Annotated in this window: 15 protein-coding genes and 3 tRNA genes; 11 read left to right on the forward strand and 7 right to left on the reverse strand. The window is 64.9% G+C overall.

The genetic code is table 11. The annotated features are described in order from the left end of the window. Positions 1-201: 201 nt before the first annotated feature. Positions 202-615: an OsmC family protein gene (locus AC1AYP_RS07355; protein WP_034525863.1), complete on the reverse strand. Its 414-nt coding sequence runs from the start codon at positions 613-615 to the stop codon at positions 202-204. 337 nt (positions 616-952) lie between these two features. On the opposite strand from AC1AYP_RS07355, the gene AC1AYP_RS07360 reads away from it, so the two are divergent. The 4 genes from AC1AYP_RS07360 (at position 953) to AC1AYP_RS07375 (ending at position 9,965) form a co-directional block, all read left to right on the forward strand. Beyond that, the gene (locus tag AC1AYP_RS07360; protein ID WP_476547305.1) at positions 953-1,828 is read left to right on the forward strand and encodes a thymidylate synthase; all 876 of its coding nucleotides are present in this window, start codon (positions 953-955) and stop codon (positions 1,826-1,828) included. A gap of 44 nt (positions 1,829-1,872) precedes the next feature. Continuing rightward, positions 1,873-2,538, forward strand: a complete 666-nt coding sequence (locus tag AC1AYP_RS07365; protein WP_476503094.1) for a dihydrofolate reductase — start codon at positions 1,873-1,875, stop codon at positions 2,536-2,538. Positions 2,539-2,551: 13 nt separating this feature from the next. Further along, positions 2,552-3,085: a low molecular weight protein-tyrosine-phosphatase gene (locus AC1AYP_RS07370; RefSeq protein ID WP_476547307.1), complete on the forward strand. Its 534-nt coding sequence runs from the start codon at positions 2,552-2,554 to the stop codon at positions 3,083-3,085. A gap of 280 nt (positions 3,086-3,365) precedes the next feature. After that, positions 3,366-9,965, forward strand: coding sequence for an Ig-like domain-containing protein (locus tag AC1AYP_RS07375; RefSeq protein ID WP_476547309.1), 6,600 nt, complete (start codon positions 3,366-3,368; stop codon positions 9,963-9,965). 952 nt (positions 9,966-10,917) lie between these two features. On the opposite strand, the gene nagA is transcribed toward AC1AYP_RS07375, so the two are convergent. The 4 genes from nagA to trmB form a co-directional block, all read right to left on the reverse strand. After that, on the reverse strand, positions 10,918-12,378 hold the full coding sequence (nagA, locus tag AC1AYP_RS07380; protein WP_476547310.1) for an N-acetylglucosamine-6-phosphate deacetylase: 1,461 nt from the start codon (positions 12,376-12,378) through the stop codon (positions 10,918-10,920). Between the two features lie 590 nt (positions 12,379-12,968). Then, positions 12,969-13,547, reverse strand: coding sequence for a hypothetical protein (locus AC1AYP_RS07385; protein ID WP_476547311.1), 579 nt, complete (start codon positions 13,545-13,547; stop codon positions 12,969-12,971). A gap of 301 nt (positions 13,548-13,848) precedes the next feature. Then, a tRNA-Glu gene (locus tag AC1AYP_RS07390) sits at positions 13,849-13,920 on the reverse strand. 132 nt (positions 13,921-14,052) lie between these two features. Then, entirely contained in the window at positions 14,053-14,829 is a 777-nt protein-coding gene (gene trmB, locus AC1AYP_RS07395; protein WP_476547401.1) for a tRNA (guanosine(46)-N7)-methyltransferase TrmB, read from the reverse strand. Between the two features lie 342 nt (positions 14,830-15,171). Here trmB and galE point away from each other — a divergent pair, with 342 nt between their 5' ends. From galE to AC1AYP_RS07415, 4 genes are all read left to right on the forward strand, one after another. Next, on the forward strand, positions 15,172-16,185 hold the full coding sequence (gene galE / locus AC1AYP_RS07400) for a UDP-glucose 4-epimerase GalE (protein ID WP_476503099.1): 1,014 nt from the start codon (positions 15,172-15,174) through the stop codon (positions 16,183-16,185). Between the two features lie 219 nt (positions 16,186-16,404). Beyond that, positions 16,405-16,478 (forward strand) — tRNA-Asp (locus AC1AYP_RS07405). Positions 16,479-16,523: 45 nt separating this feature from the next. Continuing rightward, a tRNA-Phe gene (locus tag AC1AYP_RS07410) sits at positions 16,524-16,599 on the forward strand. A gap of 261 nt (positions 16,600-16,860) precedes the next feature. Further along, positions 16,861-17,301, forward strand: coding sequence for a nucleoside 2-deoxyribosyltransferase (locus AC1AYP_RS07415; protein ID WP_476547312.1), 441 nt, complete (start codon positions 16,861-16,863; stop codon positions 17,299-17,301). 71 nt (positions 17,302-17,372) lie between these two features. Here AC1AYP_RS07415 and AC1AYP_RS07420 read toward each other — a convergent pair whose 3' ends face one another. Further along, a complete protein-coding gene (locus AC1AYP_RS07420) occupies positions 17,373-18,677 on the reverse strand; it encodes a class I SAM-dependent methyltransferase (protein ID WP_476547314.1) in 1,305 nt (434 codons plus the stop codon). Between the two features lie 320 nt (positions 18,678-18,997). Between AC1AYP_RS07420 and fucO the strand changes: the two genes are divergently transcribed. Further along, positions 18,998-20,149, forward strand: coding sequence for a lactaldehyde reductase (gene fucO, locus AC1AYP_RS07425; RefSeq protein WP_476503102.1), 1,152 nt, complete (start codon positions 18,998-19,000; stop codon positions 20,147-20,149). Between the two features lie 292 nt (positions 20,150-20,441). Here the strand turns inward: fucO and AC1AYP_RS07430 are convergent, their stop codons facing one another. Further along, positions 20,442-21,365 carry a glycosyltransferase family 2 protein gene (locus AC1AYP_RS07430; protein ID WP_476503103.1) on the reverse strand — a complete coding sequence of 308 codons (924 nt, stop codon included), beginning with the start codon at positions 21,363-21,365 and terminating at the stop codon, positions 20,442-20,444. Positions 21,366-21,488: 123 nt separating this feature from the next. Here AC1AYP_RS07430 and AC1AYP_RS07435 point away from each other — a divergent pair, with 123 nt between their 5' ends. Then, entirely contained in the window at positions 21,489-22,952 is a 1,464-nt protein-coding gene (locus AC1AYP_RS07435; protein ID WP_476503104.1) for an AI-2E family transporter, read from the forward strand. Then, entirely contained in the window at positions 22,952-24,175 is a 1,224-nt protein-coding gene (locus AC1AYP_RS07440) for a glycosyltransferase family 2 protein (protein ID WP_476547316.1), read from the forward strand. The genes AC1AYP_RS07435 and AC1AYP_RS07440 overlap by 1 nt, the downstream gene beginning before the upstream one ends. Positions 24,176-24,283 lie beyond the last annotated feature (108 nt).

The following is a 24,283-nucleotide window of genomic DNA, read 5'->3' on the forward strand; positions in this document are numbered from 1 at the left end:
CGCCAAGCCGGCGCGCCGCGGCCTTATAGCCATGGCCCTCATGGAAGACACCAACGACGAGCCGCATGAAACCATCGTCATAACGACGCCTGCGATTCCCGGACATGAGAAACCGCACCTCCAATCATCGAATCCGAATTACTTCAGTCCAACAATCAGGGTGCGGTTCAGTCAGAGGGGGGCCGATTGCGTGCGATTGGCCTACTTCTTGATCGTCACTTCCATGCGGACGGGGGTCTCCTGCACGTAGGTGTGCTTGACCGTGCAGCCCTTGTCGATGTGACGGGTGATGCGCTCCTTGAGCTTGGCCGCGTCCTCGTCGCTCAGATCGGAGCCGGTCGCGTCGACGACGACCTGCTCGTCGAAGTTGATGTACGCGTCGTTGTCCGCGTCATAGGTGCCGCCGACGACGATCTTCGCGCCCTTGCCCTCGCCCAGCGTATGCTCGATCGCGAACTGGCTGGACAGCGCCGCGCAGCCCGCCAGCGCGATCTTCATCAGATCGCCCGGCGTGAACTGGCCGCGGTCCTTGCCGAACTTGATGTGCGCGCCGTCTTCGCTGAACGCGTCCCACGAACCGTCCTTGTTGCGTTCCACCCACAGTCGCTTGGCCATGATGACTCCTCGTCTATCCGTGCGGCGCGCCTGTCGCGTCGCGACCATCTCCAATCTAGCCGAAAACCGCCGCCTTCGCCGCAAATCGCCATCCGCCGAAGCGAACCCCCTCAGCCGGCTTCGCCGCCAGCTCCCCCTAAAGGGGGAGCAAAGAGATGATATGCACCCTTTCCGGGGAGCAGGAAGACGGCATGCGCCCCCTTCAGGGGGAGCTGGCCGGCCGGAGGCCGGACTGAGGGGGTCACGGGCTGACGGCGGGGTCACGGGCTGACGGCGGGGTCACGGGCTGACGGCGGGGTCACGGCCGGACTGAGGGGGTCACGCTACACTGGTGCCCATGGCTTTGACCCCGGAACAACTCGCTGACATCCGCACCCGCATCCCCGCCCGCCCCGAGACGGACGTGCCCACCCCGTACGAGGATCTCGTGCGCACGATCCTCACCGAGGGCACGCTCAAGTCGGACCGCACCGGTACGGGCACGATCTCCCTGTTCGGCCGCCAGATCCGCTTCGACCTGTCCGACGGCACGTTCCCGCTGCTCACCACGAAGACCGTGTTCTTCAAGGGCCTCGCCTACGAGCTGCTGTGGTTCCTCAAAGGCTCCTCGAACGTGCGCTGGCTGCAGGAGCGCGGCGTGCACATCTGGGACGAGTGGGCGGACGAGAACGGCGACCTCGGTCCGGTCTACGGCGTGCAGTGGCGCAGCTGGCCGGCCCCGACCCCGGACGACCCGAACCGCACGATCGACCAGATCGCCAACGTGATGGACCTCATCAAGCATCACCCGGATTCGCGCCGCATGATCGTCTCCGCGTGGAACCCGGCCGAAGTCGAGCACATGGCGCTGCCGCCCTGCCACGCGCTCTTCCAGTTCTACGTGGCCGACGGCAAGCTCAGCTGCCAGCTCTACCAGCGCAGCTGCGACATGTTCCTCGGCGTGCCGTTCAACATCGCCTCCTACTCGCTGCTCACCCTGATGATGGCGCAGCAGGCGGGCCTCGAGCCCGGCGAGTTCGTGTGGACCGGCGGCGACTGCCACGTGTACGACAACCACATCGAGCAGGTCCTCGAACAGCTGTCGCGCGAGCCCTACCCGTACCCGAAGATCGCGATCGACAAGACCGACTCGATCTTCGACTACGAATACGAGGACTTCCATATCCTCGACTACCGTCATCACCCCACCATCAAGGCGCCCGTCGCCGTCTGACATTACACTTCTGTTCCAGTCCAATCCCACTCAAGGAGTCCGAAATGGAGCATGACAGTAGCCGAAGCGGCTATCACGAACCCGAGCCCGGGGATGCCGGGCTCGACGAGACCGAGGACTGGGGCGACGATTTCCCCAAGACGTTCTCGGTGAACCTCATCTGGGCCGAAGCCCGCGACAAGGAAGGTCGTACGGGGGCCATCGGTCTGGAGGGCGGCATGCCGTGGCATCTCGCCGAGGATATGAAGCATTTCAAGGAGCTCACCGTCTCGCACCCGGTGATCATGGGTCGTCGCACTTGGGAGTCGCTGGACCTGCGTTACAGGCCCCTGCCCAACCGCGACAACATCGTCGTCTCCCATGACCACCAGTACCGCGCGCCCGGCGCGACCGTGGTCGACAGTCTGGAGGACGCGCTCGACCTGGCCCGCCAGGAGGCGATTCCGGACGACGGTCTCGACCGTTCCGAGATCTGGGTGATCGGCGGCGCGCAACTGTTCGAGGAGGCCCTGCCGCAGGCGAACAAGGTGTTCGTCACCCTGCTCGACGCGGCCGTGGACGCCGACACGTACGCGCCCGACATCGCCGCGCTCGCGGACGACGACCACGCCGGCTGGCAGGTCGCCGACCGTTCGCCGTGGCTGAAGCCGAAGAAGCCGGAATCCGGTATCGCCCGGTACCGTTTCATCAAGTATGTGCGTTCCCGTTAGCCGAAAGAGAAGTATGACCGACGAGAAGAAGTACACCGTCATGACCGTGTGCACCGGCAACATCTGCCGGTCGCCGATGGGCGAGATCATCCTGCGCCACTATTTCGACGAGCGCGGCCTGTCCGATCGCGTGGACGTCGAGTCCAGCGGCGTCTCCGATGAGGAGTGGAGCCACCCGATCGACCCGCGCGCCGTGCATGTGCTGCGCGAGCGCGGCTATGGCGACGAGATTCCGCGCGACCATTTCGCGCATCGGATCAGCCGTGACGAGATCAACCGCACCGACCTGTTCCTGCCGATGACCGCCTCGCACATGCGCGCCCTGCTGCGCATGCTGCCGCCGGCGAAGCGCGCCGAGGTGCATATGTACCGCAGCTTCGACCCGAATCTGCCGAAGCCGCCGGCCGGCCGTGAAAGCGAGATCGACCTGGTCGATCCGTGGTACGGCGGTCCCCACGAGTTCGAGGTCGCCATCGACCAGATCGAGGAAGTCGCCCCCTACATCGTCGACTGGGTGGCCCAGCGCCTCACCGCCGCCGAACACTAACCCCCGTTCCCGCGCGTATCCCGCGCGCACTCTCCCATGGTGCGGTAACACACAATCTCCATAACGGCGGAATCAAGCCGTTTTCGGCGACCGCACCATGGGGGTTTTACCGCACCATGGGATGGAGTGCGTGAGTGCGAGGGGGGGGGGTGAGGTGCGGTGATACACCGGTTGACCAAGAGTCGGTTTCCATGCTATCCTGCGATGTTGTATGGTACACAGCTGTACCACTTGACGAGGGAGAGAGCCCGTCAGGTGTCGTAGAAGGATCGACAGGCCAATGAACGGAACACACCAGCAGAATCGTCCCGACGCCGGGCATCACGGTATCGGGTATCACAGTACCGGGCAACATGGTACCGGGCAGCACACGCAACCGCGCACGGGGCATCGCGTCGCCAACATCGTCGGCATCATCCATCGCGTCGTCGCCGGCATCGTCACCCGCGTCACCCGCCGTGCGCGCGCCGCGGTGGCCGGCGTCGCCGCCGCGGCCATCGCGCTCGCGATGATCGCGGCCGGCACGGCGGCCACCGCCACCGCCGACGTGACCAACACCTCGGCCGACGCGACCGTCCGCCCGGTGAGCAACATGGGCTTCGAATCGGGGCTGGACGGATGGACCGCCAAAGGCGACGTCACGACCGTCACCGGCGGCGCCTCGGAAGGCGACCGGTACGCGGACCTGCCCGCGGGCGCGTCCATCACCCGAACCATCACCGGCATCCCGCAGGGCAGCTACTCGCTGAACCTGAACGTGAAGGGCGCGGCCGGCGGCAACACCGCCAACCTCACCGTCTCCGGCACGGGCGGCCCCGACTCCGTGCTGAAGCTCGACGCCTATCTCAAGACGGGCCAGTGGACCGCCACATCGCACCGCAACGTGCTCGTCTACAACGGGCGGATGACCGTCACCATCACCGCCGGAGCCAACGCCCTCGCCGTCGACGGCCTCAACCTCCAACTCGACTCCGACGACGCCAACGCGCTCGCCAACTGGGACTTCGAACAGGGGACGGACGGCTGGACCACCACCGGCGACGTCGCCGTGGACGGCGCCAACGCCGACACCGGATCCAAGGCGCTCCGCCTCGCCGCCGGATCCACCGTGGCGCAGACCGTCACGGTCAAGCCGAACACGAAATACGTGCTCACCGCACGCACCAAGGTCGACCGCCAGGACACGTTCTCCACCGAGGCGCACAACAACTGGCGCGGTCAGGACGGCCTGCTCGTCAACCGCGAATCGACCGGCGACCGCATCAACATCGGCGTCAGGGGCGCCGACGGCACGGTGCTGCGGCAGGCGCCGTCCGGCACCACCGGATACTCGCTCGTCAGCGTCGTGTTCACCACCGGCGCGACCGGCGAGATCACCGTATACGCGAACACCGTGCACGACGAGGCCTACACGAAATCCGTCACGCTGCACCGGACCGACGGGACGTATGTGGAGGACCCGTGGACCGGCAACGGCCAGGACCATGCGTGGGTGGACGACGTCGACCTGTTCGAGATGCACGACGTCGGCGTCGCCAAGGGCGCGGACGTCTCGTTCCTGCCGCTCATCGAGGACAACGGCGGCAAGTACTTCGCCAACGGCGTCCAGCAGGACTGCCTGAACATCCTCGCCAACCACGGCGTCAACTCGATCACGAACATGATCTTCGTGCAGGCCGGCAACGACACCTACTACCCGAAGAGCCTGACCAAGGTCTACCAGAGCTTCGACGACGCGAACGGCGATCCGATGCCCTACCGCATGCCCCAGGGCGGCTACTTCGACAAGGAGCATTCCGCCGAACTCGGCGTGCGCGCCACCGAACTTGGCATGAGCTACCTGCCGAGCTTCCACTACTCGGACTCGTGGATCAGCGCCGCGAAGGCCTACACGCCGCTCGAATGGCTCAACAAGGCGTACGACGGCACGCTTTCCGAATCCGACCTGAGCCACATGAAGGCCATCGTGTACCACTACGTGCACGATTTCATGACCGAACTGGTGGACCGGCACGTGAACCTCGCCGGCGTGAAGACCGGCAACGAGCAGGACGGCGGCCTCATCCGCCCGATCGGCCAGGGCGCCACCAGCGAGGGACACGCGGCCATCGTCGCCGCCTCCTACGACGCGATCAAGGACGTGGCCCCCGGCATCCCCACCTACGTGCACACCAACAACGGCTACGACGTGGACTACGCGTTCACCATGTTTGAGGGGCTGTCCGCCAACGGCGCCGAATACGACGGCGAGGCGCACTCCCTGTACGGCGGCCGTTCCAGCGGCAACATCATCAAGTTCGCGAACGCGATGAACGCGAGTGGGGAACACCGTTGGCGCGACTACGTGAACGTGGAGGCCGGCTACAGCTTCACCCGCTACAAAGCCACGTTCGACCAGCAGACCAGCCAGATGACCCAGGCCGCCTACGCGGGCAGTCCGAACGGCCAGTACAACTGGCTGCTTGACTACATGCAGGCGCCACTCGACACCCCCGATCCGTACGGGCGCACGCGCGGCTTCTACTACTGGGAGACCGATTGGATCCCCACGCCGGGCGCGGCCAGCACCGAAGGCGGCTCCGCGGACGTCAACCAGCGCATCATGTTCAACAACGGCGACCCGGCCATCCGGGAGATGGGCAGCACCGAGGCCGGCAAGGCCGGCGACATGATGGATTCCATGTACGCGTACCTCATCCGCGGCGTCGCCAAGACGAAGACCGCGGACGTCGTCACGCCGCTGAGCAACGACAACGGCATCGCGGACGGCCGCTACGAGGTCGCCCCCGCCAAACCCACCGCCATCGGATTCGAGGACGCGGACCTCACGCTCACCGCGGGCGGCATGTCCCGGCGGCTCAAGCCTACCGTCCAGCCCACCGACGCCGTGCTGTCCGACAGCGCGATCACGTACACGTCCAGCGATCCGGACGTCGCGACCGTCTCCGCGCAGGGCTTCGTGACCGGTGTGAAGGCCGGTACCGCGACGATCACCGCACGCGCGGGCGGCGAGGATGGCGTGGGCGGCGTGTCCGCCACCGCGCGCGTCGCCGTCAAGGCCCCGACGCAGGCCGCCGACGGCGATCTCGTCGTGACCGTCGGCGGCAAGCGGGTGCACGACGGCGACGTCATCGCCGCCAAGGCGCTCGACTCGGTGGACATGACCGCCACGTTGTCCAAGACCGTGAGCGACCAGCATGCCGTGTTCACCTCCTCCGACACCGGCGTCGCCACGTTCTTCGGCGAGACCTGGCAGACCGCCAAGGGGCGCATGGAACAGCGCACCGACGACGGCTCCGTCGTGCAGCTCGACGTGAAGCAGGCCGGCCGGACCGCCGTCACCGTCACCTCCGACGACGGCAAGGCGACGCTCACGTTCACCGTGGACGCCACCAAGACGCCCGTCGCCTCGGTCACGCTCGACAAGACCGCTCCGATTACGCTCAGCCACGGCCGTTCCACGCAGCTCACGGCCACCGTGAACCCGAAGGACGCCACCCTGTACAAGGTCACGTGGAGCTCGTCGAATCCGGACGCGGTCAGCGTCGACCAGACCGGCAAGGTCACCGCCGTCGGCCGGGGTGACGCCGTCGTCACCGTCACATCCGACGACAATCCCGCCGCCTCGGCCAGCGTGACCGTCCACGCCGTTCCCGTGCAGGTGGAGGGCGTCTCGCTCGGCCGCGACAGACTTACCATCCAGAAGGGGAGCGTGAAGCGGCTCGACGTGCTCGTCACGCCGTCCGACGCCGACGACAAGTCCGTCACGTGGACGTCCGCGGACCCCGCCGTCGCCGGCGTGGACGCGGACGGCAACGTGACCGGCAACGCGATCGGCGAGACCACCGTCACCGTCACCACGGTGAACGGCGGGTACAGCGCGAGCGTCGCCGTCAAGGTGCAGAAGGACGCGATCGCGGCCACCGGCGTCACGCTCGACCGGCATGAGGTGTGGGTCAAGTCCGATGCGCTCGGCGCGCAGGGCGGCGACGGCGCGACGGTGCGGCTCAACGCCGCCGTCACGCCCGACGACGCCACCGAAACCGACGTCGACTGGAGTTCCGGCGACGAATCCGTGGCGACCGTCGACGCGTTCGGCACCGTCACCGCGCTGAAGCCCGGCGTCGCCGTCATCACCGCCGCCACCAAGGATGGACGATTCAGCGACAAGGCGACCGTGTACGTGCCGACCATCTCCGAAAGCTTCGACGGCATCGACGTCGGCGGCAACGGCGGATTCGGCAAGTACGCCAACTACGCCGGCCAGCTGGGCGCGAAGGTCGTCGACGGCGACGCGGACGGCGGTTCCGGCCACGTGCTCGAGATCTCCGGCGGCGGCTCCGGCGGCCGCGCCACGGCCAGGACCTTCGCCCCGGCCGTCGCCAACGGCAAGGTCGTGTTCGACGTCGACTGGAACGTGGGCGCGCCCGCCGGCTCCAAAGGCGCGTTCCTCACGCTCGTGGACGGTTCCGACAACCGCTATCTGAGCCTGCAGACCAATGCGGACGCCGAACTCGTCTACAACACCGGCGGACGGTCGTCCACCAAGGACACGAACAGCGCCCTGACCGGAACCACCGCCGTCGGCGACGGATTCGATCGGAACAACGCATGGTACAACGTGCATGTCGCGCTCGACTTCACCGCACGGAAGATCACGTTCACCGTCACGTCCAAAACCGACGCGAAACTCACCGCCACCCACACCGTGCCGTTCGCCGACGGCGTCGACTACGACGGCACCCTCGCCGGCATCCAACTGTGGGGAACCCGTGGCGCGGGCACGCTGAACTGGACCACCCGACTCGACAACCTCGCCGTCTACGCGGCCGAACCCTCCGCCAGCGCGGTCAAGGTCGACGCGACCAGCGTCAGACTCGTCCCCATCAAGGGCACGCTGAGCGCCACCCACCGGATCGCCGCGTCCGTGGAACCCGCCGGCTACAGCCAGGACGTGACCTACACCTCGCTCGACCCGGACACGGTCGCCGTGAACGATGACGGCGTGATCGCGCCCGTCGCCTACTACGACGACCTCGACGCGATCGTGCCCGTCAAGGGCACGGTGCGCGTCGCCTCGAAGCAATCGCCGAACGTGTACACGGACATCGCCGTGGACATCACCAAGACGCCGGGAGCCTCCGAGTTCTTCACCGTCACCGACGCGGCGACGGGCGACGACCTGACCGGCGGCAAGACGACGCTCGACGCCGGCGGCACGCTGCGCCTCGCCGCGCGCAGCACCGGCGGCGACGGCGACGTGCTGCTCAAATCCGTCACGTGGACGTCCAGCGCGCCCAAGGTCGCTACGGTGGGCGAGGCCAACGGCGTCGTCACCGCGCTCGCCGGCGGCACCGCCGTCATCCACGTGACCGCCATGCTGTACAACAGCGACACGCCGCTGGAAGCCGACGTGACCGTCACCGTGAACGGCGACGCGCCGGTCGCCGCCGACGCGATCGCCGTGACGAAGACGCCCGCGAAGACCTCCTACGTGATCGGCGACCGACTCGACACGACCGGACTTGAAGTCAGCGAAACGGCGGGCGGCAAGACCGTCGGTACGCTGGACGCGAGCCGGTACGAGCTGAGCGGCTTCGACGCCGACCTGCCCGGCGAGAAGACCGTCACCGTCACCTCCAAGAGCGACGACACGGCCGGCAGGACCGCCACGTTCACCGTGACCGTGAACGACCCGGACCTGCCGAGCGGAAATCTCCTCGCCAACGGCGGCTTCGAAGACGGATTCGACTCCTGGACCGCCACGTGGAACAAGCCGCAGGGCTCAGTCGGCGTCAAGACCCAGAAGAAGGAATCCGACCTGCACGAAGGCAGCAAGAGCCTCAACGCGTGGAACGCCGCCGCCATGGACTTCACCGTGGAACAGCGGGTGACCGGACTGGCCGAAGGCTGGTACGTGTTCTCCGGCTGGCTCACCGGCGACAGCGGCAAGAACGACGACATCCGCCTGTATGCGAAGGATGCGGGCGGCGCCGAGCTCGACGCGGTGGGGGAGAAGCTGCCGGGGGCGGGTTCGGCTGGTGCCGGCGGTTCGGCTGGTGCCGGTGCCGCCGGGTATAAGTGGCTGAATCCGACGCTTAAGCCGGTGCACGTGGGCGCGGACGGCGTGCTCACCGTCGGCTTCAGCGTCAAACAGGACGCGGGCGGCTGGGCCGTGTTTGACGATTTCAGCCTCGTGCGCGTCGCTGCCCCGGATTCGGCCGTCACCGGGCTCACGCTGGTCTCCGGTCCGTCCAAGACCGCATACGCCAAGGGCGAGGCGCTCGACACGGACGGTATCGCCGTACGCCGACTCCTCGACGGCGGCACCACCGCGCCGCTGAGCGAGGCCGATGGCGAACTCGCGTTCACCGGCTACGACGCCTCCGCGCCCGGACGCCAGACCGTCACCGTCTCCATGACCGTCGGCGGCGACACGTCCCACGTCGTCTCCACGACGTTCGACGTGACCGTCAAGGACGATGCGGAGCCGGAGCCGGATCCGGAGCCCGAACCCACACCGGATCCGGACAAGCCGGATAAGCCGGACAAGCCGGGGAACGGCTCGGACGGCGACAACGGTAACGGCGGTAACGACGGTTCTGGTAACGGCGGTTCCGATGGTTCCGGCGATAGTGGCGATACCGGTGGGAACAATGGCAATGGTTCCAACGGCAATGCCGGTTCCAACGGTTCCGGTGACTCCGCTGGCACCGCGCAGCGTCCAGTCGGACAGTCATCCGCGCAGGCCAACGCCTCCGCCAAGTCGCCGCTCCCGGCGACCGGCGCGGCCATAGCCGGCGCACTCGCGGTGACCATCCTCGTGCTCGCCGTCTGCGCCGTCGCCCTGGCCCTGCGCCGTCATCGCGCTCGTCATTGACGCGCGTCGCAATGGCCGTTGCGGTCTATCTGGACCGTAACGGCCATTGCACGTGAGGCTTATGCTACTATGTAGTTGGTTAACGGCACCCGTGATTGTCGGGATTTTAAATTTATTCATACATGACAATTACTTGTTTTGATTTCGAGCACGCTGTCCATGGCGCGAGGTAACCTCACAGTGTTCGTTCGAATTGGCTAAAAATAAGGCCGTAAACGAATGAACGTGCAAATAAAAATTCGGTTGCCCACTGCCATGGGCAACCGACTCAGAGAAAGGAGACTACCAGTGGACATTAAACTGCTGAATTTTAAGCTGCTGGTCGTCATTCTGGTGCTGGTGATTATGCTTTAACATAGAACAGCATCACGTCTAGGGTACCACACGTACGCTATGTGCGTGTGGTACCCTTCGGTTGGACTCAAGATTCGATGTGTCGATTGATGGTCGCTGCTCAATCTTGGGCTTTCATTGAGGGATGACAATCACTTGTTTCGATTTCCCTAATACAAATATCGCCCTGCTTCAGCGGGGCTTTCGATGAGGTCCACGGTGCTAACACCGCGGTGCCGGGATGCCGGGTTCTGGAGCGTTGCTTCGGAACCCGGCATTTTGTTTCCATCCCCTTGGGGTCTCATGCCTTCTGCACGGCAATCCATCCCGTCTTCACATGATGGCGGCATGGGCTTCCGTATCCCAACGGTTTCGCCCGGCCGGCGGACTACACCGTTCCTCGCGGTTCGGGGCTTGCGCTCATGAAGGTATCCGGCAGTGATCTAGCAAGCCAACTCCGCCAGATCGAACCGACCCATTCCGTCCCCACCCCCATGGTGCGGTAACACACAATCTCCACAACGGCGGAATTAAGCCGTTTTCATCGACCGCACCATGGGGTTTTCACCGCACCATGGGGCACGAGGTGCAGTCGGTAGCGCGGCGCGCCTGTTTCGTCTCACCGCAGGCGGCGGCCGGCGCACCAGGTGTGACGGACGGTCCAGTCCGTCGCGTCGATCAGGTTGAAATCGGCGGCGTAGCCGGGGGAGATCAGACCGAGCGGCGCGCCGGTGACGGGATTGGGCCGGTCGAAGCCGAACGCGCGCGCCGGAGTGAGCGTGGAGGCCTCGACGACGTCGACCGGGCCGAGACCGAGCGCAACGACCGCGCGCCGGACGGCGGCTTCCATCGTGAGCGTGGAGCCGGCGATCGCGCCGCCGTCGGCGAGGCGCGCTCGGCCGGCGACCACGCTCACGTCGAGGCCGCCGAGACGGTACGCGCCGTCCGGGCAGCCGGTGGCGGCCATCGCGTCGGTGACGAGCGCGATCCGGTGCGGCGCGAGCGCGAAGCCGAGCCGCACCATCGGATCGTCCACGTGGAAGCCGTCATTGATGAGTTCGATGATGACGCGCGGGTTCTCGATTGCGGCCGGAATCGGACCGGGATCGCGGTGATGCAGGCCGTTCATCGCGTTGAACATGTGCGTCATGATGCCGGCGCCCGCGGCGAAGGCGGCTTCGGCGGTGTGATAGTCGGCGTCGGTGTGGCCGATTGCGGGGACGACGCCGGCGGCGTGCAACCTGCTGATGGCGTCGAGGGCGTGCGGGAGTTCCGGGGCGATGGTGATCTGGCGGATACAGCCGGGGTGGTTTGCTGCGAGGGCGGTGGGTGCGTCGGAGCTGGTGGTGCTGGGGTCGGCGGCGTCGGTAGCGTCGGTACTGGCGGTGCTGGCGGTGCCGCGGTCGCCACCAGCCGCGTCGAGCAGTGCGTCGATGAGTTCGGGCGTCGGGTTCCGTAGGTGTTCCAGCGCGTGCGCGCCCTTGCGTTCCGGCGCGAGGAACGGGCCTTCCAGATGGCAGCCGAGGATGTCCGGTCGTCCGGAGCCCATTGCGGTGCGCACGATGCGGATGTTGCGTAGAATCACGTCCATCGGATTGGTGACGAGCGACAGCACCTGGCGCGTCGTGCCGTGCATCGCGTGACCGGCGCGCGCCGTGTCGATGCCGTCCGGCCCGTCGTCGAACGACGCTCCCCACGCGCCATGGGAGTGGATGTCCACGAATCCGGGCGTGAGGATCAGCCCGTCCGCGTCGATGATCGCGCCCGGCTCGGGGGAGTCCGGATCGATGCCGACCGCGCGGCAGGCGCGTCGGAACGGTGTGGTTCCGGCGCGGGAAACGTGACCCGTACTTTCCCCGGCTGGGTCATAGTCGTTCGCGTTGTCGTTCGCGTTGTCGTCATCCGAGCCGCATGCCGCGATCACGCCGCGCGCATCGGCGACCACCCAATAGTCGCGCCGTTCGCCATGGGCATCCACCTTGCGTGCGCCTCGGATCGCCACCGGCCGCGGCTTGCTCTTCAACGCCGCCGTCACCCGCGCGACGGTCTCCCGTCTGGTCTCGTCCGCCAAGTCCCTCATGTCTCCTCATGATAGATGCGACTTCGCTGCGACCGTGGCGCGGTTGCGCTGTAACCGTGGTGCGGTTGCGCTACGGCCGCCGTCGTGCAACCGTGGCGCAAATCGCGGTGCAAACCGCGTTCCCCCGGCGGCGGGTGCCCTCGTCGGCGGATGCTCCGGCGACAGATGCCTTCGGCGCAAGAAATCCCGGAAATCCGCCCTATCATCCGGGATTATTTGCACTGAGGCGGCGTCAACGCAAGAAATCCCGGAAACTCCTCCCATTCCCCGGGATTTCTTGTGCTGTGACGACGTCAGCGCAAGGAATCCCGGGCGTCGCGGTTCTTTTCCGGGATTTCTTGCGCTGGGACGGAATCAGTGCAACTTTTCCCGGATGACACGGTTCTTTGACCCCTTTGAGTCCTTATAGGGCGGCATCGGCCTAGATAGCGCAGGAGCCGGCCCCCATGATGCACAGGGAATCCGGCTCCTACTTCCATTTCCTCCTCGGAGGCTGGCTTATCTCATACTATAGCGCGTAATCGCGACTGTGGCTAGCGCTATTCCGTAATCCGTTGATTGCAGAGACGCCTCATCTGATATATCAGCTATTAGACATCTTGTAGATTCACGGTACGAAAATCCAAGGATTCGACCAGTGGACTGAAATCCAGTGTCTTGTTGCGCGTATCTCCGACTGCGCCGAGAACTTGATCGGGAATCCATAGGCGCGCGTCATCGGCACCGGGCCTGAAATCCACGCGTAACTTATCGATAAGATGACGACTGCGAATTCCTCTGACGAAGGTGAGGTCCATCTCATCCTGATGGGACTCCCGTGATTCAAGGAAGAATCGGTCTACTCCATATTCGTATTCCAGGATGGGCAGCAGCAGTTCCATACATTTTCTCCTGGCCCGTTCCGAGCTTACTCTTCCGTCGAGAGGCATGGCCGCCACCACCATATGAGGCAGTGTCATATGTTCGATGATCGGTATGGATTTCCGTTTCTCCGAAGAGGTCATATCGCGCCAATGCAACTTGGCTGCATGCCTTGTGAGTGCTGAAGATAATTTGCGGCGTATTTCGTCTTCTTCGGACATGCAGATGCATGCGGCCATATAGTAAGCGGGAAGATCGCGGCCTTGCGTTCTGACGCTTTCGTCGCCCCAAGCAATCAGACCACGCATTGGTTGCTCCCTTCATTGGCATCTACGTTGATGGGGCAATCATATCGCAAATATGACAAATATTCAATATGGATAAGTGAGGTTAAGTCACAACAGGTTAAATCCAGCATCGACTGATTTCCCCATATCGATGAGGAACACTACATAGCCCCACTTATCCATAGGGTCATTCCCTTTTTCGAGGGACGTCCCCATCATCCTCGACAGCACCGACTTCATCGGTTGAACTCTCACGGTCTTGGAAAGCGAAAGGGCGCTGAAACATCTGAGTTTCAGCGCCCTTCGTGGCTCTCGCCGCAGGTACCCCCAGAGAGAGTCGAACTCTCGTTGTCAGATTGAAAGTCTGGTGTCCTAACCGTTAGACGATGGGGGCGTGACAACTTGCATAACAATACGCAAGTCGTCGGTGCTGCGCAAATCCGGCGTGTCGTCGAGCGTTGTGCACCGTCGTATCGTGCGCCGTCACGTCGCCCGCGTCACGTCGCCCATGTCGCGCCGTCCCGCGTCACACCTTGCGGTAGGTGAAGTCGTGAATCACGCGGCCGGCGGCGAGGCCCTTCTTCTCGAAGTTGGTGAGCACGCGGCCGTCGAATCGCTCCGACTCGGTGAAGTCGGCGTGCGGCATGTCGGCCGCGAGGTCGGCGTTGCCCTTGCCCACGTGGCCGGTCGGCAGGCTCACGGTCACGTCGCCCGCGTTCTGCCAGCCGTCGAGCCCGTCCATCACCTCGTGCACGTGCAGCGCGTAGTCCTCGATGTCGGTGGCGATGCGCCACACGCCGCCGTCCGCCAGCACGCGGCGCACCTCGCCGGCCAGCTCCGGCTGCACGATGCGGCGCTTGTGGTGCTTCTTCTTCGGCCACGGGTCGGGGAAGAACGTCCAGACCTCGGCGGCCACACCGTCGGAGGCCGCCTTGAACAGCTCCGGCGCGTTCACCTGCGCCACGCGGATGTTCTTCAGTCCGCGCTTGCCGGCGAGCAGCAACGTGTGCGCGACGCCGGGGTCGTAGACCTCGAGCGCGAGGAAATTCGTGCCCGGATTCGCCTCGGCGGCCGCGACGATGTTCTCGCCCTGGCCGGAGCCGATCTCGATGACGAGCGGATTCGCATCGCCCCACGTGCCGCGCACGTAGTCCGCGTCGAACGCGAACCCGTCGCGCACGTCGAGCGAGCCCTCGCCGGCGTTGATGTCGAGCAGATAGTCGCCGGCGTAGTTGTCCCACGCGCGCTGGAGTCGCGCGTCGAGGCGGCCGGAGCGGCGCACGAACGAGAGCACGCGGTGCATCGGGTGCGTCGGCGCGGCCGCGGCCTGCGGCGTCGCGGCCGTCGCCTCCGTCGTTCCGTTCACGGCGTCCGTGTCCGTGATGTCGCCGTTGGTGATGTCGCCGTTCGCGGCGTGGTCGTCCGTCATGTGCGTTCCTTCCGGTGTCGTCTTGCGTTGTTCCATTATTCACCATGATTCCGTATGATTGGACCGGGCTGATTCATGGAAACGCGTGTGTTCGTTCATGTGCCGTGTTATACTCAAATTGTTCGAAAATATAACAAATGTGAGCAGAAGCGAACAGCGGCTCGCGCAGTCGAACCGCACGCCGCAAGGCTCTACAAGGCAATCGAAAGGCCAGATATGACAGTTCTCGTCACTGGTGGGTGCGGCTACATCGGCGCCCATGTCGTCCACGCTCTGCATGAGGCCGGTGAGAAGGTCGTCGTCGTCGACGATCTGAGCTACGGCAAGCCCACCCGCATCGAAGGCTCCCGCCTCTACGGCATGGACATCTCCGCGCCGGGCGCCGGCGAGCGCCTCGCCGAGATCCTCGACGCCGAAGACGTCGAGGCCGTCATCCACTTCGCCGCCCGCAAGCAGGTCGGCGAGTCCGTCGAGAAGCCGCTGTGGTACTACCAGCAGAACATCGGCGGCATGCTCAACGTGCTCACCGGCATGACCAAGTCCAAGAAGGCGAAGAAGCTCGTCTTCTCCTCCTCCGCCGCCACCTACGGCGTCCCGCCGGTCGACGTGGTCCCCGAGGACGTCGTCCCGATGCTCCCGATCAACCCGTACGGCCAGACCAAGCTGTTCGGCGAGTGGATGGCCCGCGCCTGCGAAGGCACCTACGGCATCCGCTTCTGCGCGCTGCGCTACTTCAACGTGGCCGGCTGCGGCCCCGTCGAGCTCGAGGACCCGGCCATCCTCAACCTCATCCCGATGCTGCTCGATCGTCTGAAGAAGGGCAAGGCCCCGCTGATCTTCGGCGACGACTACCCGACCCCGGACGGCACCTGCGTGCGCGACTACATCCACGTCTCCGACCTGGCCGACGCGCACCTCGCCGCCCTCAAGTACCTCGACCGCGACGAGCGCAAGTACGACGCCTTCAACGTCGGCACCGGCGAAGGCACCTCCGTGCGCCAGATCGTCGACGAGCTCAAGAAGGTCACCGGCCTTCCGTTCGAGGAGCACGTCCAGGGCCGTCGCGCCGGCGATCCGCCGCACCTCATCGGCTCCCCGAAGCGCATCAACGAGGAGATGGGCTGGCATGCCAAGTACAACGTGGAGGACATCGTCGAATCCGCGTGGCGTGCATGGCAGGCCAACCCGGAGCACCACATCGATGTCGAGAACTGGAAGCAGACCGACTGAGTCGCATGTGGCCGTATCGCGCCATCGTGTGGGGCGTGTCCGTTCGTCGGGCGCGCCCCACGCGCGTTTCCGGGGCAGTTGCATGTGTATTCGCCTGTGTGAGCGTCGTGTGCGGGTGGTCGAAATCGTTGCAATATAAGGCGACACGCCGTGATTTGCGCGATGCTTCGTTTCGGGTAATATATTCACTCGTTGCCTCACGGAAACGCGAGAAACAACGGCCGCGTAGCTCAGTTGGTTAGAGCGCCGCCCTGTCACGGCGGAGGTCGCCGGTTCAAGTCCGGTCGTGGTCGCTAGGATGATTAGGAATCCGGTTTCGGGTTCATTGATTATCCAATGGCTCTGTAGCTCAGTTGGTAGAGCGAGCGACTGAAAATCGCTAGGTCAACGGATCGACGCCGTTCGGAGCCACCATGGAAACCCCGCAAGCACTGCTTGCGGGGTTTCGTTTATTTCTGTCTGAGGTTCCAGGGGTAGGCCTGGAATCCCCCTCAGTTGCGCTGCACGCGACAGCTCCCCCTGAAGGGGGAGCAAGGGGTTGGGGATGCGGGGAGCTTGATGACCGACGGGCGCTGCGGCGCGCCTGATTCCACATAGTGACCATATCGCGGTCGCTCGTCCGAAACGTGAACCGCATGGTGGTCGCTTGAACCGCCCCGCGTTTCAATGGTGGGCATGAACGATACGAACAACGACGACGAACATATCGACTTCTATGTGGCCGGGCCGTTCTTCGACCCGGAGCAGGCCCACAGCATGGAGCGTCTCGAACAGGTATTGGAAGACCATGGCAGGACGCTGTTCAAGCCGCGCTTCGCCAGTCAGATCGAGGAGGTCGGGCCGGAAGGCTGCTTCGTCGACGACATCAGGGGCATCGACGCCGCGGACGCCGTCATCGCGAACCTCATGGACGAGGACGCGGGCACGATGTTCGAAATCGGATACGCCTACGCATCGGGCAAGCCGGTGTACGGCTACCGTGACGAGCTGACGCCGATGGACCGCGTGAACCTGATGGTCGCGCAGGCCGTCAAGGCCGTGTTCAACGGCCCCGAGGATCTGGCGAAATACCTCGAGACCGGAGAACACGAGGAAGTGGACTACATCCAGTTCTGACGGGGTCTCTCCCTCAGTCAGCCTGCGGCTGACAGCTCCCTCGTCAGAGGGAGCCAAGGGGAGGCCGAAGGTCACGCCTTCCACCAGGGGCGCAGCGGGTACCACTTGCCGTCCGGGTGGCCGGCGCGGTCCGGCCGCACGGCGAGGAACTGGTGGATCTGGATGCCGTCGAGCTCGAAGTTGAGCGCGCAGGCCGCCATGTACAGGCCCCACACCTTCGCCCGTTCGAAGCCGACCTGCTTCACCGCGTCCTCCCAATGCTCGGAGAGGTTGCGGTTCCAATGGTGCAGCGTCAGCGCGTAGTGCTGGCGCAGGTTCTCCTGATGCACCACGTTGAATCCGGCGTCGTGGATGCATGATTCGATGAATCCGGGCGCACCCAGGTCGCCGTCGGGGAAGATGTAGCGGTCGAGGAACTCGTCGGTGCCCGGCTTGCCGTCCGGCTTGTCGTGGCTGATGGTGATCTGGTGGTTGAGCAGGCGCCCCATCGGCTTCAGGAGCTTGAACATCTCCTCGAAGTAGCTCTGGTAGTTCTTCACGCCCACATGCTCCATCATGCCGATCGAGCTGATGCCGTCGAAGTCGCGTTCGGGCACCTCGCGGTAGTCCTGCACACGCACCTCGGCGAGGTCGGACAGGCCTTCGCGCTCGATCCATTCGTTCGCGTACGCCGCCTGCTCCTTGGAGAGCGTGACGCCGAGCGCCTTGATGCCGCGGCGTGCGGCCGCGATGACCATCGAGCCCCAGCCGCAGCCGATGTCGAGCAGACGCTGGCCGGGCTCCAGTCCGAGCTTGTCGAGGATCAGGCGCAGCTTGTTGGCCTGCGCGTCCTCGAGGCTCATGTCCTCGTTCTCGAACACCGCGCAGGTGTACGTCATCGAAGGCCCGAGGAAGTCCGCGTAGAACTCGTTGGACATGTCGTAGTGGAAGCTCACCGTCTTGGAATCGGCCTTCTCGGTGTGGGGGAGCAGCCCCTCTTTGATGCGGGCGAACTTGCTCGGCCCCTCGGTGGCCGGCACCGGCGGCCGCCTGAATCCGTGGCTCAGGATCCCGGCCGTCACACGCGCCATCGAGACCGGCGTGATCGGCTTGACATATTTCGCCATCGACACCATCGCGCGCATCGCCGGGTACGGGTCGGCGTAGTCGATGCCCTCCACGTCGAAGTCGCCGAGCACGTACGCGCGCACGACGCCGATCTCGTTCGGGTGTGCGAGCAGCTGGTACATGCAGTTCGGGCTGGCGATGCGCACCTTGAGCGCCGCATCGGCCGCGCCGAAATGCGAACCGTCGAACGCGTCCACCCTCACGGGCGCGTCGTCCCTCAGGAACAGTCCCACCATCTCGCCGACCGTCATCGATTTCCCGTTCGCCATGATTCACCTCCGGTACCGTGGCGGGAGATGGCGTCTCCCGCACGCGCGCTTGCGTCCGCGTGCACGCATAGTCGTGTGTCCGCGCGTCCTCGTGTGTCATTGCCGCACCATTCGAACCCCATGATGCAGCGCCCATGATAGTCCCGTGCGATGTGGCGGAAACGCCGGGGGAATGTGCGGTTTGACGACGATGATGCGAAATCGTGCCCGGCAATGGTTGGGAACGCTCCCATCGGCGAGTACACTGGATGTCGTCGGGCGGTGCAGCGATGTACCGACCCACGGTAGTAAGGCAAAGACACAGCTTAAAGGAGAGCCTTATGGTCTATCGCATGATTTTCAACCAGACCGCGTACTTCGGTCGTGGCGCGATCAAGGAGATTCCGACCGTCGCGAAGCAGCACGGCTTCACGAAGGCGTTCATCGTCACCGATCCGGTCCTGCTCGAGACCGGCACCGCCGAGAAGGTCACCAAGGTCCTCGACGAGGCCGGCCTGCCGTACGAGGTGTTCTCCAACGTCAAGCCGAACCCGCCGGTCGAGTGCATCAAGGACGGCGTCGAGAAGTTCGCCGCCTCCGGCGCCGACTTCCTGATCGGCCTGGGCGGTGGTTCCCCGCAGGACACCTGCAAGGGCATCGGCATCATCACCGCCAACCCGGAGTTCTCCGACGTGCTGTCGCTCGAGGGCGTCGCCGACACGAAGAACCCGTCCGTGCCGATCTTCGGCGTGCCGACCACCGCCGGCACCGCCTCCGAGACCACCATCAACTACGTGATCACCGATACGGCCAACAAGCGCAAGTTCGTGGCCGTCGACCCGCACGATATCCCGATCGTCGCGTTCGTCGACCCGGATCTGACCGACTCGATGCCGCGCGGCCTCAAGGTCGCCACCGGCCTCGACGCCCTGACCCACGCGATCGAGGGCTACATCACGCCGGGCGCGTGGTCGCTGTCCGATTGCCTGTCGATGCAGACGATCCGCATGATCGCGAAGAACCTCGCCAAGTCCGCCGACGGCGACGTGCCGGCCGGCGAGCAGATGGCGTACGCCTCGTATATCACCGGCATGGCCTACTCGAACGTCGGCCTCGGCCTGGTGCATGGCATGGCCCACCCGCTGGGCGGCCGCCTCGGCGTCGCGCACGGCGTCGCCAACGGCATCCTGCTGGCGCCGGTCATGGAGTACAACAAGGACTACACGGGCGAGAAGTACCGCGACATCGCCGATGCGTTCGGCATCGAGGACGCCTACACGGGCGACCTCGAGAAGGTGCGCGAGGAGGCCGTGCAGGCCGTCCACAAGCTCACCGTGGATCTGAAGAACCCGACCAAGATCTCCGAGGTCGGCGCCACCGAGGCGGATCTCGCCCCGCTCGCCCACGACGCGTTCAACGACGTGTGCACCCCGGGCAACCCGCGCAAGGCCACTGAAGAGGAGATCCTCGCCATCTACAAGTCCCTGATGTGATGCGGCGCATAGGCCCCCTCTGACGAGGGGGCTCCCGGCGCAGCCGGGTGGGGGAGAGACAGCGGCCGCAGGCCGCGGGGAAACGGAATCGGCCTTCGGCCGATGCAATGTTCCCGCGGCCTGCGGCCGCTCTGCTTCTCTCCCTCCGTCATCGCTTCGCGATGACACCTCCCTCGTCAGAGGGAGGCAACACGGCTGGCCTCATGTCAGCTCGCTTGTCGGCTCGCACATCGTCTGCAAACGCCTCAGGCGTTTGCTTCACGGCGATGCCCCGTCAGAGGGAGGGCCGGGACTACTCGTGCTTTTCGTCCCATTCCTCGTCGGTGGGGGTCTCGTCGTAGAGTTCGCGACCCTCCTTCTCGGCGAGCTCCATCTGCTCGTTGATCCACGCGGCTTCGGCCGGGTTGATGTCGGCCGAGTCCAGCACCTTCTGCCACACCGGGTAGAACAGGTGCATCGCCGGGTAGAGCGCGGTGAACAGAATCTCCGGCTTGTGCTTGCGCCAATGCTGCGGATGCGCGTCGAACGTGTTGCGGAACCGCTTCATGTAGTTGCGGAACGACGAGAGCGACGTGTCCATGCGGCGCGCGCTCATGCCGGCGATCATGCGCGGCGAGTACACGGTCTTCAGGCCCTTGCCCATCAGGTGCAGGGAGATGTCGATGTCCTCGTGCATCACGTCCGCCTTGTCGCGGCACACCTCGCCGGAGATCGCGCGCCAGGCGGAGGCGCGCAGCGCCATGTTCGAGCCGAACAGCAGCGGCTGGCCGCCGTCCGCCTTGTAGATGCGCCTGCGCAGCGAATTGTCGCCCTTCAATCCGAAATGGCGCGACGGCATGTCGTAGTACATGACCGGTCCGGTCGCGCCCATCGCCTCGGGGTCCTCGGTGAAGATGCCGGAGACGACCTCCACCCAGTCGGGCTTGATCATGCAGTCCGCGTCGAAACGTCCGAGCACGTCGCCGGTGGCATGGTCGAGGCCGTAGTCGCGCGTGGGGATGAGCCCCTGTTCGGCGTCCTGATGCATGAGCTTGATCGGCGCCTCGGGATGCTCCTTGATGAACCGTTCGACGATCTCGCAGGTGTTGTCGGTGGAACGGTTGTCCACGACGATGACTTCGTAGGGCATCACGGTCTGCCGGATCGTGTTGAGCAGGCAGTCGGCGATGCGTTCGGCCTCGTTCCAGGCCGGGATGACGATCGAGACGTTCAGCATGAAGCCCAAGGATAATGTCGCGGGCGTACACGGGCGGCGGCCGACGCGGCCATACACGCCGCCCGAAAGCGAACATCGGGTGAACGGTTCCGCCTATCGCACCCGACGCTACAATGGGGAGCCATGAATCAAAGCGTGCGTGACCATACCTCAGACGAGGACGCCGAACAGCGGTGGGATTTCGGCACCCTCTTCCCGTCGAAGGGGGACCCGCGCAAGCCTCCGGAATGGTTCAGCCGCGCGCTGCTCTACGTGGCCATCGCCGTCATCGCGTTCAACTTCTGCTTCCAGTCGTGGGGCAAGATCTCCTATCTCGTGCTCGACATCGTCATCTCGTTCTTCCTGGCGCTCGCCATCGAGCCGATGGTCGTCGCGCTCGTCAAGCACGGGTGGAAGCGCTCCGTCGCCTCGCTGGCCGGCCTGCTCACGGTGGCGCTCGTCATCGGCGTGCTGTTCTCCCTGTTCGGCAGCATGTTCCTCCAGCAGATGATCGCCATGATCTACGGCATCCCGGCCACCTACGAGCAGATCCGCTCGTTCGTCGTCGACCAGTTCTCGGTCGACATCCCGGACATGAACAATCTGGGCGCCGAACTGATGAAATCCGATCTGCTCAAGAGCTTCCAGACCTCGTGGGTGAGCGATTTCGCCGGCACCGCGATCAGCACGGTCGGCGGCCTGTTCTCGTTCCTGCTGCAGCTGCTTACCGTCGTGATGACCACCTACTACATCTCCGCCGCCGGCCCGAAGCTGCGCCGCTCGTTCTGCCAGTGGATGGCCCCCGGCATGCAGAAGCGGTTCCTGCTCGTGTGGACGGTCGCGCAGGACCAGATCTCCTCGTTCCTATTCTCCCGTTCGATCCTCGCCCTGATCAACGCCACGTGCACGGCGATCTTCCTCGAAGTGCTCAACGTGCCCTACTGGCTGCCGCTCGCCCTGTTCTGCGGCGTGGTCTCCCAGTTCATCCCGACGGTCGGCACGTACATCGGCGGCGCGCTGCCCGTCCTGTTCGCCTGGGGCAACCGCGGATGGACGTACGCGGTCGCGGTGCTCGTGTTCATCATCGTGTACCAGCAGATCGAGAACCTGATCCTCTCGCCGGTCATCTCCCGCCGCACGATGGACATCAACGAGGCGGTCGCGTTCCTCGCCGTGCTCGCGTTCGGCTCGCTGTTCGGCGCGCTCGGCGCGTTCCTCGCGCTGCCGGTCACCGCTTCGCTGCAGACCATCTTCCGCGTGTACACGCGCCGGTACGATCTGGTCGATTCGCCGTTGATGAACGATCCGGTGGGGCGTAAGTCGAAGGTGGTCGAGGCGTCCGAGGCGTTCAACGAGCACGTGCTGCACCCGATCGGCGAGCATATGCCGCGCGCCGCGAAGGGATCGACGAGCCGCGTGCCGATGAACGACGAGATCCGTCGCCTCCAGGAGCAGATCTACGCGATTCCGCACGACGGCGAAGACGGCGGCGACGGTCACGCGCGCACCGCCGACGAGGACGACTCCGCCACCGTGGCGATTCCGCAGGGCGTGCTGAAACCCGATGAACCCGATACCCCCGACAACCCCCGTGCGAGGTGGCGCTGATGGTCCTGCTCACCGTACTCGATATCCTGCTCGTCATCGTCGGCGGCGCCGGCATGGTCTACCAGGGGGCGTGCATCCTCATCTCCCTGTTCTCCAAGCCGGTCCGCTTCCCGGACGCCCCGATGGACAAACGCTACGCGGTGCTGATCTCCGCGCGCAACGAGTCGAAGGTCATCGGCAACCTCATCGACTGCATCCACGGGCAGACGTACCCGCGCGAGCTCATCGACATCTGGCTCGTCGCCGACAACTGCACCGACGACACGGCCGACGTGGTGCGCGCGATGGGATGCCACGTGGTCGAACGCCACAACGACAAGCTCATCGGCAAGGGCTACGCCCTGACCTACCTGCTCGACCACATGGTCGACGAGGGGCTGTCCGACACGTACGACGCGTACTTCGTGTTCGACGCGGACAACAAGCTCGACAAGCACTACTTCGAGGAGATGAACAAGGCGTTCCAGTCGGGCTTCCGCATCCTCACCTCCTACCGCAACTCGGTGAACCTCAACGACAACTGGGTCTCCTCCGGCTCGGCGCTGTGGTTCATCCGCGAATCGCGATTCCTCAACAACTCGCGCATGCTGTTCGGTTCCAGCTGCCACGTGGGCGGCACCGGATTCATGTTCTCCAAGGAGGTCATGAAGCGCAACAAGGGCTGGAAGTTCCACCTGCTCACCGAGGACCTCGAGTTCACGATGGACTCGGTGCTGCACGGCGACCGCGTCGGCTACTGCGGCACCGCCGTCCTCTACGACGAGCAGCCGGTCACGTTCGCGCAGAGCTGGCGTCAGCGCCTGCGCTGGAGCAAGGGCTTCCTGCAGGTGTTCCGGTACTACGGTCCGTCGCTGATCCGCCGCGCGGTGCGCGAACGCGACTTCTCCGCCGTCGACTTCACGCTGCTGCTGTGCCCGTTCACCGTGCTCGGCGTGGCCCGCGTGATCCTCGGCGCGCTGTTCGCCGCGTTCGGGTTCGTCTCGTGGTCGAGTCAGCTGGGCGCGCTCACCGGATGGGTGAACGGCATCGTCCTGTCCGTCCTCGGCATGATGGCGCTCGCCGGCCTGACGATCGTGGCCGAGCGCGGCCAGATCGGCGCGACCAACAAGGAGCTGTTCGCCTACGTGCTCGCGTTCCCGATCTACATGCTCTCCTACGTCCCCATCTCCTTCCAAGCCATCTTCTCCAAAGCCCAATGGAAACCGATCCAGCACAAAGGCTGAGCCGTTAAGAAAACAGTCCGGTGGACTGTTTTTAGGCTCAGCCGAGCGGCGGCAGCCGCGAGGTGATGATGAGTCCGGCCGTAGGCCGGTCCATAATTGCTAATAAAA

The organism is Bifidobacterium sp. LH_424, assembly GCF_056356895.1.

Excerpts from the sequence above, each read along its gene's own strand:
- AC1AYP_RS07355 (WP_034525863.1), bottom strand. The coding sequence starts at position 615 with ATGGCCAAGCGACTGTGGGTGGAACGCAACAAGGACGGTTCGTGGGAC.
- AC1AYP_RS07360 (WP_476547305.1), top strand. The coding sequence starts at position 953 with ATGGCTTTGACCCCGGAACAACTCGCTGACATCCGCACCCGCATCCCC.
- AC1AYP_RS07365 (WP_476503094.1), top strand. The coding sequence starts at position 1,873 with ATGGAGCATGACAGTAGCCGAAGCGGCTATCACGAACCCGAGCCCGGG.
- AC1AYP_RS07370 (WP_476547307.1), top strand. The coding sequence starts at position 2,552 with ATGACCGACGAGAAGAAGTACACCGTCATGACCGTGTGCACCGGCAAC.
- AC1AYP_RS07375 (WP_476547309.1), top strand. The coding sequence starts at position 3,366 with ATGAACGGAACACACCAGCAGAATCGTCCCGACGCCGGGCATCACGGT.
- nagA (WP_476547310.1), bottom strand. The coding sequence starts at position 12,378 with ATGAGGGACTTGGCGGACGAGACCAGACGGGAGACCGTCGCGCGGGTG.
- AC1AYP_RS07385 (WP_476547311.1), bottom strand. The coding sequence starts at position 13,547 with ATGCGTGGTCTGATTGCTTGGGGCGACGAAAGCGTCAGAACGCAAGGC.
- trmB (WP_476547401.1), bottom strand. The coding sequence starts at position 14,829 with ATGCACCGCGTGCTCTCGTTCGTGCGCCGCTCCGGCCGCCTCGACGCG.
- galE (WP_476503099.1), top strand. The coding sequence starts at position 15,172 with ATGACAGTTCTCGTCACTGGTGGGTGCGGCTACATCGGCGCCCATGTC.
- AC1AYP_RS07415 (WP_476547312.1), top strand. The coding sequence starts at position 16,861 with ATGAACGATACGAACAACGACGACGAACATATCGACTTCTATGTGGCC.
- AC1AYP_RS07420 (WP_476547314.1), bottom strand. The coding sequence starts at position 18,677 with ATGGCGAACGGGAAATCGATGACGGTCGGCGAGATGGTGGGACTGTTC.
- fucO (WP_476503102.1), top strand. The coding sequence starts at position 18,998 with ATGGTCTATCGCATGATTTTCAACCAGACCGCGTACTTCGGTCGTGGC.
- AC1AYP_RS07430 (WP_476503103.1), bottom strand. The coding sequence starts at position 21,365 with ATGCTGAACGTCTCGATCGTCATCCCGGCCTGGAACGAGGCCGAACGC.
- AC1AYP_RS07435 (WP_476503104.1), top strand. The coding sequence starts at position 21,489 with ATGAATCAAAGCGTGCGTGACCATACCTCAGACGAGGACGCCGAACAG.
- AC1AYP_RS07440 (WP_476547316.1), top strand. The coding sequence starts at position 22,952 with ATGGTCCTGCTCACCGTACTCGATATCCTGCTCGTCATCGTCGGCGGC.